Annotated in this window: 11 protein-coding genes; 2 read left to right on the top strand and 9 right to left on the bottom strand. The window is 38.0% G+C overall.

Translation table 11 applies throughout. The features are described from left to right. Positions 1-79 precede the first annotated feature (79 nt). The 4 genes from HME7025_RS13350 to HME7025_RS01350 all read right to left on the bottom strand — a co-directional run bounded on the left by HME7025_RS13350 (position 80) and on the right by HME7025_RS01350 (position 5,721). Positions 80-355 carry a hypothetical protein gene (locus HME7025_RS13350; RefSeq protein ID WP_161956187.1) on the bottom strand — a complete coding sequence of 92 codons (276 nt, stop codon included), beginning with the start codon at positions 353-355 and terminating at the stop codon, positions 80-82. A 130-nt stretch (positions 356-485) separates the two neighbouring features. Then, positions 486-1,031, bottom strand: coding sequence for a hypothetical protein (locus HME7025_RS01360; RefSeq protein WP_109321920.1), 546 nt, complete (start codon positions 1,029-1,031; stop codon positions 486-488). Positions 1,032-1,076: 45 nt separating this feature from the next. Continuing rightward, positions 1,077-2,849 (bottom strand): cell shape-determining protein MreB, encoded by a 1,773-nt coding sequence (locus HME7025_RS01355; protein WP_109321919.1) that lies wholly within the window; start codon positions 2,847-2,849, stop codon positions 1,077-1,079. Between the two features lie 34 nt (positions 2,850-2,883). After that, positions 2,884-5,721, bottom strand: coding sequence for a TonB-dependent receptor (locus tag HME7025_RS01350; RefSeq protein ID WP_109321918.1), 2,838 nt, complete (start codon positions 5,719-5,721; stop codon positions 2,884-2,886). 345 nt (positions 5,722-6,066) lie between these two features. Between HME7025_RS01350 and HME7025_RS01345 the strand changes: the two genes are divergently transcribed. Further along, positions 6,067-6,420 carry a hypothetical protein gene (locus tag HME7025_RS01345; protein ID WP_109321917.1) on the top strand — a complete coding sequence of 118 codons (354 nt, stop codon included), beginning with the start codon at positions 6,067-6,069 and terminating at the stop codon, positions 6,418-6,420. A gap of 151 nt (positions 6,421-6,571) precedes the next feature. Then, positions 6,572-8,848: an ATP-dependent helicase gene (locus HME7025_RS01340; protein WP_109321916.1), complete on the top strand. Its 2,277-nt coding sequence runs from the start codon at positions 6,572-6,574 to the stop codon at positions 8,846-8,848. Position 8,849: 1 nt separating this feature from the next. Here the strand turns inward: HME7025_RS01340 and HME7025_RS01335 are convergent, their stop codons facing one another. The 5 genes from HME7025_RS01335 to mutY form a co-directional block, all read right to left on the bottom strand. Then, positions 8,850-9,791 carry a hypothetical protein gene (locus HME7025_RS01335; protein ID WP_109321915.1) on the bottom strand — a complete coding sequence of 314 codons (942 nt, stop codon included), beginning with the start codon at positions 9,789-9,791 and terminating at the stop codon, positions 8,850-8,852. After that, complete coding sequence (locus tag HME7025_RS01330; RefSeq protein ID WP_109321914.1) at positions 9,788-10,744, bottom strand: hypothetical protein; 957 nt, start codon at positions 10,742-10,744, stop codon at positions 9,788-9,790. The genes HME7025_RS01335 and HME7025_RS01330 overlap by 4 nt, the downstream gene beginning before the upstream one ends. Further along, on the bottom strand, positions 10,728-12,086 hold the full coding sequence (gene gldE / locus HME7025_RS01325; RefSeq protein ID WP_109321913.1) for a gliding motility-associated protein GldE: 1,359 nt from the start codon (positions 12,084-12,086) through the stop codon (positions 10,728-10,730). Before gldE ends, HME7025_RS01330 begins: the two co-directional genes overlap by 17 nt. A gap of 76 nt (positions 12,087-12,162) precedes the next feature. Next, complete coding sequence (locus HME7025_RS01320) at positions 12,163-12,627, bottom strand: single-stranded DNA-binding protein (RefSeq protein WP_109321912.1); 465 nt, start codon at positions 12,625-12,627, stop codon at positions 12,163-12,165. A gap of 49 nt (positions 12,628-12,676) precedes the next feature. Beyond that, a complete protein-coding gene (gene mutY, locus HME7025_RS01315) occupies positions 12,677-13,774 on the bottom strand; it encodes an A/G-specific adenine glycosylase (protein WP_109324896.1) in 1,098 nt (365 codons plus the stop codon). Between the last annotated feature and the right edge of the window lie 14 nt (positions 13,775-13,788).

The raw sequence follows: 13,788 nt of genomic DNA, 5'->3' as shown, positions 1-13,788 counted from the left end.
GTAGCCTAGGTATGTAAAGAAATTGTTAACAAGTCTTTACGCAATTGTTAACCTATTGATTTATCGCAAAAAAATGCAATTAATTGTTTATTAAACCTTGTTGAATCCACAAACGAATCACTTCAACTTCACAAGATTTTAACTGCCCACCTTTGGGCATGCGGGGTAATGAACCTGCATAATGAGTCGTTATAACATCCATCATTTCTCCTAAACGACAAGATTCTGAAATCTGTTGATAGTTTTCAATGACCACACCATCAAAATGATTAACTGCATCATGACAACTAAGGCAGTTGGATTGAATGATAGGAAATACATCTCTTGAATAAGAAATACTTTTCAAATTTTGCACGTTGCAATCTACCTTGGACGTATTTAAAGGATTCTGGTCGTAGGTACAAGAAATGGAAATCAAAAAAATAATAAGAAATGTCGAGAGGAAACCCCTCGACATTTGCCGTATTACACCAATATAATATTGTTTAAAACTTTCCATTTGGGATGACCCATCTATTCAAGTGCTCATTGTATTTTAAGGAGCTATCTGGCCATTCAACATAGTCTTTCATGGCCAAATACTCATTTAAATTCCCATTGGTAACATATTCTCTAAAAAGAAACTCTCCCCTTTCTTTAACCACATCTTCCTTTAAATGGGGTGTATTAACTTCTTCTTTAAAACTTAGTATTTTCCCAGATTTTTCATCTAAGAGGAAACTCCCAATCACACCTCGACGGTATTGTAATAGATTAGCCACAGGACGAATCATGAAATAGAAATACTTCCCTTCTTTATTCTTAACCAATTTTACCAATTGGTAATTGGGTAAACTCTTGGCATACTCCGACTTAAATTCTGGATTTAACCTAGTGCTATCCGTAGCCTGAGAGGCATTCGGACCTATATAAGCTATCATTTGAACTACCAAAGAATCTTGCTTAGCAGTATCAAAATAATATGACGGTGAATCACTTGATTGACAAGCATTCAACAAAACTAGTATAATGAGTATGGTGTAATATTTCATAAAAAAAAGGAGCTAGCTATTCACTAGCTCCTAGTTACATTTTCCTTATTTAACGTAAACCACAGATTGTGGAGCAAATTCTGACCAACCTAAAGTCCAGTCTGTCGACTTAAATGCACCTACATAATCCGTAGCTTCAAAAAATGTTGGAAGATCGGATTTCAATTTTGGCCCAATTAAAGATTCATCAGTACCAGTAGCCAAAGTAAGCGTTGGACGACCTGCAGACCATAAAGTAGTAGAAAGACCCATTTTCGCATTAGTAGCTAAAATCTTATTACCAGTTAATGATTTAAACCAATCTTCAGGGGTCTTGTCACCAATTAAAATAGCAGCACCGTTAGTACCTGAAGCCATGTTTTCAAAACCTGGAACAGCAACACCCATGGGTCTAACATTGACAGACCAGCCTAAACCAAATCCACCTGGACCCCAACCTTCAACACCAGCAAGAATAACATTTTGGAAATCAATTTCTCCATTAGCTGCATTCACCTTAGCACTACCACGTTGGCTATCGATATAAACACCATATGGATAACCTGTAATGATCGAGTTATATAATTTTTGCTTGCTATTACGACGAATTTGCGCGCCATGTTGGAACAAGGGATCGATAGCAATATTCACCGCACCTTTCGCTCCTATAATTGACATATTAGCAAAGACAGCAGAGGTGAATGGAACGTTAGTAGAACCATTTGCATCGTTATCACTTTCAAAACCATTAGATCCTGATTGATCCGCAATTGCAGAACCACGAACACCTAAACCATATTGTACATATCCTGAGAATCCATTATCTGTATCAAAGTCATCATCCAATCCTTTGTAAGCAATTAAGTGCTTCGCATTAACGGTACCACCAAACCACTCAAATGAGTCATCTAATCCAAAAGATGCTTGTACATAGTCAATAACTGTTCCCGAACCAACTGAACCCAAGGTTAAAGAGTTAACTTCTTGATTAGGGTTAATTGGAATTCCAGCAAATTCCAAACGAACGTATTTCAAAATCCCTGAATTATCTGCTGCATCTGTTCCACCATGGAATGCCCCGTAACCACCTTCTAACTGACGGTTAGACGCATCATTTGGTAAGTTATTAGGAGCTTGTCCACAAAGTACTAAACCACCCCAATCTCCTGCCTCACGCTCTCCTGGATTACGCTCAGATGTAAATACAATAGGTTTATCAGCTGTACCTTCTGCAATAATTTTGCTTCCACGTTGTACAATCAAAGCTCCTTTGGAAGCACGCTCACCTATGATGGTAGTTCCTGCTTGAATCGTTAAAACTCCTTTTTTAGTGATCGTTCCAAATACCGCCTCTTCGCCTACACGAACAAAGCCCTTCAATCTGTAGATTTTATCTGCTGTCCAAGTGATGTTACCTTCTATTACACCTGAAACATCTACGATTGTTTTGGGAGGTATAGCCGTAACATTCACCGTCAATGGAGTCAAAGTTGAAACTTGATTTTTTGAATCCGTTACTTGAATGGAGAAAGTAACAACAGAACCAGCTGTTCCATCAATCACATAATCCTTAGCATACTCCGCAGTCTTTTCTCCGGTAAATGTTTTTGAATCAAAAGCTTGACCATTCTTTAAAACCGTAATTGACTTTAATCCTGCCGGTGCACTGATGGATGCTTTCACAGATACCGTAGCACCTGGAATACCTGATAAAGTTCCTGCCGGAGTTACCGTAGGAATAGGAAATATTTCCTCGTCTTTCTGACATGCAGAAAATCCAAGCATTACTACTGCCATGACAGTTAATAATCTTAACATGTTGTTGGTAAACTTTTTCATTAGTGTTATAATTAATTTGATTGTTAAAAGCTATTTAAAATCCAAAAGGGGTATAAATGATTCCTACAGAATAAACTCTTCCGGGGGTAAATGATTGAATAATTTGATCCTTGGAAGCATCAAATGATCCATCCAAGTTTCCGTCTTGTAAGACAATATTTTTGTTGTTCAATACATCACTAATTCCTCCTTTGACTAACACATTCTTGGCTACTCGCTGTGAGAATGTAAAATCCACCACATGACGAGGCATTTCATACCAATCCGGATAATTATATCCATAGTTATTTCCTACGGCATAAATTCTTTTACCGATGACATTGTATGATAAATTCAACTGTAAGCCTTTCTTGGCATCGGTGTAGTTATATCCCGCATTTAAGATGTATGGGCTTTGACCTTGTAGTGGACGATTATCCGATTGATTGGCACTCGCCTTTGAACCAAGACTAACCTTGCTTAAAATATAGGCTCCGTTAAATACAACACTTGATTTCCCGAAAAAACTATTCGGGTTTTCGGCAGATAAATTCTTTCTGATTTCAGCTTCCAAACCTGCACTGTAAGCACTTTCCGCATTTTCAAAATCTAAATTGGGATTTGAACCCGAAGCAAAAACAACTTCAATAGGATTAGTGAACTGTTTATAGAATAAAGCAATGCTTAGTACCTCCGATGGAGTAGGGTATCTTTCAAAACGGAAGTCAAAATTCTGAATGGACGCATTCTTTAATCTCGGATTACCCGAAATATTACGATTATTTACAAAATCATAAAAGGAGAAAGGTGCTACCTCACGGAATTCTGGGCGATTAATGGTTTTTCCATATGCCAATCGAAGTAAGGACTTCTCATTAAAGTTGTAAGACAAGTTAAATGAAGGCAATATATTTAAAACCGTATTATCGTATTTCAAGGGTAGACCTACCAAATCATAAGAGTTTAATCGCTGACTGTTATTTTCAGCTCTCACCCCTGCTACCAAATTAAACTTAGAACCAATCGCATAACCACCTTGTACATAGGCTGCAAACAAATCATTGGTTGCCTGATAAGAGTCATTGGGATTTGTTTGCTCATCTAATTTCACTCCATTGGTTGAGTTGATATTGGCTTCGGCAAAAATCTGATCGATAGGTAATTGTCCAATATTGAATAAAGAACTATTGGCCCGTACATAACCTAAATTTCGGGCACTGAAATCGCGTTTTTTAGACTCGACATAAATACCTGATTTAAGCTCCAATTCTTTCCCTTTTGCTCCATCTTGACCAGCACTAACAATGAATTTTTGTATAAAATTGATTCCCCCAGTCAGAGCATTCTCTTTTAATATAATATTCGTTCTACCTAAGTTAAAAGTCTGGGCAGCTCCAGAAGGAACATATAAGGATTTGTTCGCCCCATCCAACGTATACCTAAAACGCTTATAATCAGGCTGATCTCTAAATGATGTATTATATCCAATTACCCAGTCTAACTTGGTATTACCGTCATTCCAATCATGCTTTCCTCCCAATTGTCCTGTATAAATACCTCTATATACCTGATCAAAAGATTGAATATCCCAATTAGACCCATTGTCTATACCTATTCGATCTACAAACTGAGCATTACTTAATTGATTGAATAAGTTCTTGAATTCTAAACTGTGGTGATCTGACAAACGAAATGCCCAGTTGTGTAATACTCCGAATCGGATAGCCGATGAATATTGCTTATCATTAAAATTAAATACGTAATCAGGCTCCCCTGTTGTTGCAATAGTACTATATCCAAAATCATTTCTAACCATTTGGTAGATGGTTTTGGAACTAGAATAGTTGACCGCAGTGATATTACCTACTTTGATATTCCCCAAATCAAATTTTAATCCACTGGATAATGAAAAGCGTAAATCTGGATTGGCCGTTGAATTAACTGGAACCCAATTATTTTTCAATAATCGTCCAATCTGTGACAATCGTTCACCTGATGCTTGAAGCAATTCTTGCTTTGAAGCAGGAAATCCAGCTGGCAAATCATTATATCCTTGATTAAAACCTGTCCAATAATTACTTCCCTGAGCAGGTGCACGGAAAGCCTGGCCTGTTGTCCCATCTCGGAAAGAATTACTAAAATCAACTGTCAAGAAGTTTTTTTCTGGGATACTCTTTGTGAAAATCTTTACCACACCACCAGCAAATTCCCCTGGCAACTCCGCTGCTGGACTTTTAAATACTAATATTCGATCAATCTGCCCCGCAGGAATAATATCGAAAGAAAATGAGCGTACATCTGTCTCCATGGATGGAGCAAATGTGTTATTCAATTGAACTGTATTATAACGCTCATTTAACCCTCGGATATTGATGAATCTATCTCCAAAAATTGTAACCCCTGGAACTCGCTTAACTACTTCAGCGGCAGTTCGATCTAAAGTCTTCGTGATTTGAGCAGCAGAAATACCACTTACTACGAGTTGAGCTGCCTTGATTTCCGAAATAACTGACACTTCTGTATTAGTTAACCTCTGGGCGACCACCTTTACCTCTGCCAAGGTAGACGATTCCTCTTCTATACTTAAGTTAAGCTCTGTAATTTGACCCGACTTAACTTGAACATTTTCGTAAACTTTAGATTTATATCCTACAAATGAGATTTTGATGGTGTGATCTCCCGCAGGAACATTACTAATGGAAAAGAAACCATTCACATCTGTTGCTGCTCCTTTCGATAAACCTGTGATAAAAACAGTAGCACCTATGATATCTTCTTTCGTTTTTGCATCCTTAATAGTACCTCTAATAGTGCCCGATCCTTGAGCTAATACGGTAAATCCAAGAAGTAAATTGATTAATAATAGATTGGTGTACTTAATGAATGAATTCATGATTGCATTAATACTGGTGATTATTTAACGCTACAAAATTACCCAGTCTCTACCCCCTGAAAGTTATCGTTGAATTACCACTCTGTTGCGAAATCGTTAAATAAGGTCGCCTCTTCATAACGATTCCTTAACATGCCTATTCAGAACATGAAATATGATTTTGAGAAACTCCAATAATTGAATTATTCAAAGAAATATAATTTTTTTAAGAGGAATATTCTTAAAAAAGTGAAATTTTTTGCGTATTTAATTTGGAGTTAATATGAAAAGTCTAGTTTTGAACCAACAAACGGAAAGATTCCGCCTAAGATTTTATTAATCAAGCATTTATCAATTATCAACATTATGAAAAATTTCATCACAAAAAACGCCTTAGCCGCTTTCGTTGTAGCCGCTGTTTTGTCTGTCTCTTCTGCACATGCCGCAGAATTCGCTCTTCCTGTTAACATTGATCAAGTAGGTAAAATGAAGTTCCTAGTTAGCTCGGATATCACTTCACCCTTGTTCGTGGTCATTTACGATGAAGACAATAACCAAATCACCCGCGAGTCACTTAGTTCAAAGAAATTATTCAATTTCTCTAACCTAAATGATGGCCGATACAAAATGGTTATCTTCGATTCACGTAAAAACATCATCAAATCCAAGACTTTCAATATTTTAACTGAAACTCGAAGAGATTTGATTGCTATTCAGTAAGCGATTATCCCCAAGAAGAAAAAGGCGCCCCTGGGCGCCTTTTTTATTTTCTTCTAAAATACCCTCCCAAAAAATAAGTTAGTATACCAAGCCCCTGCTCAAAAATTCGTAATTTTAATTTCTATTTTTTCCCATCAATTAAATTTCCCTTATGGATTATTTGGCTGGCTTGAATGAGCCCCAACGACAAGCTGTTTTACACACCGAAGGCCCATTAATGATTATCGCTGGAGCTGGATCTGGCAAGACCCGTGTGTTAACCTACCGAACGGCTCACCTCATTCAACAAGGCATCGATCCATTCCAAATATTGCTATTAACATTTACCAATAAAGCCGCTGGCGAAATGCGCCATCGTATCGAATCCGTCATTGGAAAAGAGGCAAAAAACATCTGGATGGGAACTTTCCACTCCGTATTTGCCAAAATATTACGTTTCGAAGGAGAGAAATTAGGCTATACTTCTAATTTTTCCATTTATGATACCGATGATTCCAAGTCTTTACTTCGTACCATCATCAAAGAATTGAACCTCGACGATAAAGTTTATAAGGTCAATTTGGTTTTAAACAGAATTTCTGGGGCCAAAAACCGATTAATTAGTCCTGAACAATACCTAAATAGTGCCATTCTCGGTGAGGAAGATCGCATGGCTCGTATTCCTAAAATGGGGGAAATTTATCGTACGTACTGCATTCGTTGCTTTCAAGCCAATGCGATGGACTTTGATGATTTATTGTACCAAACCAATATCCTTTTTAGAGATCACTTGGATGTTTTGAACAAATACCAACACAAATTCAAACATGTGATGGTTGATGAGTTTCAAGATACCAACGTTTCTCAATACCTATTAACCAAAAAACTAGCAGCCGTACATCGCAATATCTGCGTGGTAGGTGATGATGCACAAAGTATTTATGCATTTCGAGGTGCTGATATTCAAAACATCTTGAATTTTGAAAGGGATTATGCCGACTTAACCACAATTAAATTGGAAGAGAACTACCGTTCTACCAAAAACATTGTGGCTGTAGCCAATTCTATCATTTCTAGAAATAAAAACCAACTCGAGAAAAACGTTTTTACGTCGAATGAAATTGGAGACCAAATAGAAATTATCCGGGCTGGAAGCGATAATGAAGAAGGCCGAATGATTGCCTCCACCATCTTTGAAACCAAGCAAAAAGAAGGTTTACATTGGTCAGATTTTGCCATTTTATATCGAACAAACGCTCAATCCCGCTCTTTTGAGGAATCGCTACGTCGACTAAACATTAAATACCGCATCATTGGAGGTTTATCTTTCTACCAAAGAAAAGAAATCAAAGATGTATTGGGATACTTGCGTTTTGTCGTGAACCAACAAGATGAAGAAGCTTTTAAACGTATCATCAACCTTCCCAAACGTGGTATTGGCGATACAACAATCGCAAAAATTGCGGTAACAGCAGCAGAAAATAATTGCTCCATCTGGGATGTCATTTCCAACATTCAAACCTACCAAGGTGCAAGAGGTACGGCCGCCATTGAAAACTTTGCCGATTTAATCAAATCGTTCAAAATAATGACGGAGGTCGAGCATAAAGATGCCTATGAAATAGCCAATCACGTGGCCAAAGCCTCAGGACTCTTACGCGAACTCTATGAGGATAAGACCGTAGAAGGACTAGCCCGTTATCAAAACTTACAGGAATTATTAAATGCCATCAAGCAATTTGTGGATGATCCAGAGAATGAAGATAAATCACTGGCCACTTTTTTACAGTCGGTCTCTCTTTTAACCAATGCCGATACCCAAGAAGATCCCAATGATCGAGATAAAGTTACTTTAATGACAGTTCACTCCGCTAAAGGATTAGAATTTAAACATGTCTTTTTAGTAGGCTTGGAAGAAGATTTGTTTCCAAGTCAAATGATGCTGCAAAGTCAAGCCGACTTAGAAGAAGAGCGTCGCCTATTCTATGTAGCCGTTACACGAGCTGAAAAAAAATTGATGATTTCCTATGCAGAATCTCGCTATCAATTCGGAAGATTAAAATCCTGTGAGCCTAGTCGATTCTTGGATGAAATTGATAGTGCCTATTTAAAAATGGCGAAAACACCTGGCAAAAAGGAGGTTCAGGCCTTCAGACCTGTACAGAAAACGGGCTTTGTTTCAAGCTCAACGAGTCCATCAGCTGCCCAATTAATCCAAAAGCCAAAACAAAACACCAATTACCAACATGTGGCTTCTAGCAATTTCATCCCTACAGATCCCCTAAAATTGGAGGCGGGTCAACAAGTAGAGCATCAAAAATTCGGTTTTGGCTTGATCAAAAAAATTGAAATTAATGGAGCTGAAAGAAAAGCTGTGATTGATTTTGAAAAGGGAGTAGGAGAAAAAACCTTACTCTTAAGTTTTGCCAAATTAATGGTGAAAGCTTAGCTTATTTCTTCGGAGTGAAATAAACATGCACTGGACCGGGGGAACTCGCTACCTCCGAAATGGTATAAAAACCATCGGCCTTTTGTGAAAAAGCAAGCGCCTCTCCTTGAGGTTCTAATTTGCTAGGCACAATTTTGGGCGGACGTTTCAGTGCTTCACCTAAGCTCTCATGCTTCCCTTTTTTCCAATAATAGACTTCTAAATAATTCCGAATAATCACCTCCTGGTTGTTAGTTGCCACATCCCCAGCCGTAATATTATAGAGTTGTTTCAAGATAGCTAAATCGGAACTAGGTTCTGAAAAATTCAACTTTCTAACAAAATCTGCCTCGACCACTTGATTACTCTTAAAACTATTAGCTTTAATCCGAAACAAGCTTTTACGATCGTCTTGCTTACTAACTAAGTACATATCTCCATTCAACTGATCCACTAACAAGCATTCCATGTCCTTTGATCCGTCAGGTAGCTTAAATTCTAATTTTTCAACTTGTTTGACGATACGGGTAACCATATTTGATCCTCGTATATCAAATTCTTTGAATCGATAAATAAAATAGGAGCTATATTCCTGCTTATTATCACCTGTATCGGCAATATAGATATAGGATTCATAGGGACTTTTATACCAAGAAGCCAAGTCCTCCCAATCTCTATTTTGGGCACCTTGAAGTAAAAATTCGACTTTGCCCGTTCCGTAACGATCAATTAAAAAAATTCGGTTTAAATCTTGAGAATCATTGACTACCCAAAATAACTCTGGATTTAAGTGACTAGCTACCATCCCAGATGCTTCATCAATTTCAATGTTTTCCAAAACTCCTTCATCGACTGTTGCCGAAAAATTCGTTTTAGCCATTTGTGCATCTATGATATAGAGCGACTGGCATGCCCAGACAATCAAGGCAAGGATCCCTAAACGAAACCAGTGAGCAATTTTCACTTTCGCTTGTAGTAATATAAATGAACGGGGGCCGTAACTTTCTCAGAAATGGTGTAATACCCTCCACCATCGGCAGCAAAAGCGATTCCCTCTCCCTGAGGTTCCGTTGAATTCCCTACATAAGGCACTTGTTTAGCAGTCCTTGCTAAAGCTTCAGGGATTGTTTCATTGGTCCTTCGCTTCCAATAGTAGCATTCAAAATAATTCTTAACTAAAATCTCTGAATTGTCTGGCGATATATCTCCTGCCGTAACATAATAAGCTGTTACAATTTTATCGATAGTAGAAAATGGTACCGAAAAATTCAATTCTTGCACAAATTCTGCCTTCACATTAGCTTGATTGGTAAAGCTTCCCGCAGGGATCTTATACAGTCTTTTTTTAGTTTCTCTTTTGGAAATAATATATACATCCTTGGTTTTTTGATCTACCAACAAACATTCCATATCTCGAGAGCCATCGGGTAACGTAAATGTCAATTTCTGAACCCCAGTGATGGTTGCGTTATTGATTGAAGAGACATTCGGTTCATTAAACCAATAAATGGCGTATGAGTTGTAAGCTGCACTATTATCCCCAAAATCAGCAAGGTATACCACAGCACTTCCATTACTATCTGATATCAAAGCGATGTCCTCCCAATCTCTATTTTCTGCTCCTTGAATGACAAATTGCTTCATCCCTTTCCCAAAAGTATCAATCAAAAAAAGTCGATTACTATCTCCAGAATCATTGTGCGACCATAGAAAGCCTTCATTCTTTTTACTTGCCACAATTCCTGAAGCCTCATCTAATTCAGGATTTTCTATAATACCTCGATCTACCCCATCTTCATAGCTGGACTCCGTAACACCAGGATCTGGTGTTGGAGCAGGTCCTGGGCATGCTGTCAGCAATAAGCTTAAGGGTAGTAAAAAAAGAAAACGTTTATACGAACTAATTAGTTTTTTCATCAGATTCAGGTGGCAAAGGAATAGCATTAAGGCTAACCTTAATTTTTTTAATTCGGCGGGTATCCACCGATTGAATTTTAAAGACAAAAGGTTCACAAACGATTTCTTCCCCTGCATGTGGAATACGAGAAAATAGCTCGATACACAAACCTGCCAAGGTTTCGCTTTCTCCTTTTACTTTTTCGAAAATAGAGACATCTACGTCAAAAACACGGCAAAAATCATTTAAAGAAATTTTAGCCTCAAACAAATAAGTATGTTCATCCAGCTTTTTATAATCTAACTTCTCCTCATCAAATTCATCGTTGATATCCCCTACAATTTCTTCTATAATATCTTCCATGGTCACCAAACCTTCCGTTTCTCCGTATTCATTCACCACAATGGCCATGTGTACCCGTTTTTCTTGAAAATCGTAAAGCAAATCATCAATTTTCTTGTTTTCTGGGACAAAGAAGGGTTGATGCAATAAGGATAACCAATCAAAATTCTCGTCCTGATCAATATGTTCCAATAAATCTTTAATGTATAATATCCCCTCTATTTTATCTATCGTTTCAGCATACACAGGTACTCGAGAATATCCATTTTTATTGATCTTATCCATTAATTCATGGAAATCCATTTCGGTATCAAAGGCAACAATATCTCTCCTAGCTTTCATAACACCTTTTACCGAGGTATTCCCGAAATTCAATATCCCCCGTAAAATGTCTTTTTCTCTCTCTGTTGTATTCTCATCCGTAGTTATCTCCAGCGCCTGATTCAACTCATGTGTGGTCAAATAATAGGACTTCTTCTCAATCCGACTTTCAATCAAATTAGAAATGCCTAACAAAACCCTAGAAAGTGGCTTAAACACAAAAGTGAAAAAGTCAATCAATGGAGCAGTATATCGAGCAAAAATCAAATTGTTTTGTTGTGCCCAGACTTTTGGAATCAATTCCCCAAAAAAGGCGATGATGAATGTCACTCCAAACAATAGAAATAACGTGACAATCAAGGAATTAACAGACTCTTCCCCAATCAATAGTTGGGTTAGGTAATTCGCCAAGGTAATAAAAATAATATTCACAAAATTAATGGCTATCAAAAGTGTAGCAAGTAATAGTTGTGGTTGATCGAGTAGTCGGCTAAGCGTTTTTTCTTTCTTTGTTGCACTTTCTTTTAACGCGATTCTTTGTTCCGCATTTAAGGAAAAAAAGGCCACTTCTGAGCCGGAAAGCAGGGCAGAAAGCAGAATTAAAGCTAATAAAATAAGGCTAATGAAGATGATGGAAGGCGCGCTGATGTTGGGTTCAAAAGCAATCAACAAGACATTCGAAAAGGGATCGGCCTCCATAGGGTAAAGCTAAATTTATGCAAATTTATAAAAAAAGGGAATAGATAAAAAAACTATTCCCTTCTAGCCCAGAATATTAAAATGGGAGATCATCATCTCCAGAATCTGCTAATGTTGGAAAATTCGGAGAAGGCGAAGCTGATTTGTCGGCCGTTGGCAATGCTTCAGGTCGAGGTCGAGCATCTGACGCTTCATTGGCAGGACGATCATTTCTACCACCAATCAAGTTAATGGAGGTAGCGCGAATCCGGTAACCACGCACCGTAGCCCCATTTTTATCTTGCCATTCTTCTGAACGAATTTTCCCCTCGATATACACTTGATTTCCTTTTCGCAAATATTGCTCTGCAATGTTGGCTAAATTATCCCATAGCTCTACACGGTGCCATTCCGTTTGCTCCACCCGTTGCCCATCTTTTCCTGGATAGGATTCGGAAGTAGCTATATTAATATTCGCTACCTTAATACCACTAGGTAAGGCTCTCACTTCTGGGTCTCCCCCCAAATTGCCTAATAAAATTACTTTGTTTACTCCTGCCATAATGTGTTTGTTTTAAATGATTATCGGCAAACCCTTTGCCAAAACAAAATTATCGTGGCATTGAATCATTAAAAATCTGCAGATGCAAATTATCAGTTATCAGATTCAAAAGCAAGACCGATTTTCCTAGCTTTTCAAAGTCCTCAGGCTGAATCCATTGAAATCCATCCAGCATGCTAATGTCAAGATTATCAGGAACTTGGATATACCAAGCCCGACAATGGATCTTTTGGTGGCTAAGGATATGTAATTTAGGCGACTTCAACGACTGTATGGTAGCTCCTTGGAGGAGCGTAGATAAATTCCCATCCAATTCCATGATGCTTTCCAGTTCTTCCACTTGAGGCGATTCCACCAAATAAAACTCCCATAAACCGGACCAAATATCCTTTTCTTTCCTTTCTCGGATTAAAATTCTTTTACCTTGTTCTACAATGAAATAGTTAAAATATCGATTCCGCTGCTTGGCTTTCTTTTGCTTTACTGGAAAATCTGAAATCCGTTTTTGTTGACATGCAAAACAAGTGAGGCTCAATGGACAACTACCACATAATGGTGCAGGGCTACATTGTAAAGAGCCAAAATCCATGATAGCCTGATTAAATTCGGCGGCTAAGTCATTGGGGATTAACTCTTGAGCAACTTCCGTAAACTCCTTTCTAGCAGAACTATGTAAGATGTCTGTTTCAATACCAAAATAACGGGCCAATATCCGAAAGACATTTCCATCTACGACGGGTTTAGCTTCTCCGAAAGCAAAAGAGGCTATGGCAGCCGCAGTATAGGGTCCCACACCAGGTAATTGGATTAAATCATCATAAGTAGTCGGAAATTTTCCTTGAAAATCTGACACGACCAGCTTGGCTGTTTTATGTAAATTTCTGGCCCGGGAATAATAGCCTAAACCTTGCCAATGTCGAAATAAAGCCGACTCATCTGCATGGGCTAATGATTCAACAGTCGGAAAAACCTCCAGTAATTTTAAATAGTAAGGCAATCCTTGGGCTACGCGTGTTTGCTGTAATACAACTTCCGACAACCAAATGGCATAAGGGTCTTGGGTTTGTCGCCAAGGTAATTCACGGGCATGTTGCCGATACCAAGTTAAGAGGCCTTTTGTAAAAGGGTGATGATTTATAGATTGCATGGGATGATTCAAAG

The organism is Aquirufa nivalisilvae (genome assembly GCF_003143535.1).
In the GTDB taxonomy this organism is placed as follows: domain Bacteria; phylum Bacteroidota; class Bacteroidia; order Cytophagales; family Spirosomataceae; genus Aquirufa; species Aquirufa nivalisilvae.
The sequence above is the reverse complement of the archived record's forward strand: the minus strand, read 5'-3'. Positions and strand labels throughout refer to the sequence as shown.

Bases quoted from the DNA above. Each gene is read 5' to 3' on its own strand.
- HME7025_RS01360 (WP_109321920.1), bottom strand. From the start codon at position 1,031: ATGAAATATTACACCATACTCATTATACTAGTTTTGTTGAATGCTTGT.
- HME7025_RS01355 (WP_109321919.1), bottom strand. From the start codon at position 2,849: ATGAAAAAGTTTACCAACAACATGTTAAGATTATTAACTGTCATGGCA.
- HME7025_RS01350 (WP_109321918.1), bottom strand. From the start codon at position 5,721: ATGAATTCATTCATTAAGTACACCAATCTATTATTAATCAATTTACTT.
- HME7025_RS01345 (WP_109321917.1), top strand. From the start codon at position 6,067: ATGAAAAATTTCATCACAAAAAACGCCTTAGCCGCTTTCGTTGTAGCC.
- HME7025_RS01340 (WP_109321916.1), top strand. From the start codon at position 6,572: ATGGATTATTTGGCTGGCTTGAATGAGCCCCAACGACAAGCTGTTTTA.
- HME7025_RS01330 (WP_109321914.1), bottom strand. From the start codon at position 10,744: ATGAAAAAACTAATTAGTTCGTATAAACGTTTTCTTTTTTTACTACCC.
- gldE (WP_109321913.1), bottom strand. From the start codon at position 12,086: ATGGAGGCCGATCCCTTTTCGAATGTCTTGTTGATTGCTTTTGAACCC.
- HME7025_RS01320 (WP_109321912.1), bottom strand. From the start codon at position 12,627: ATGGCAGGAGTAAACAAAGTAATTTTATTAGGCAATTTGGGGGGAGAC.
- mutY (WP_109324896.1), bottom strand. From the start codon at position 13,774: ATGCAATCTATAAATCATCACCCTTTTACAAAAGGCCTCTTAACTTGG.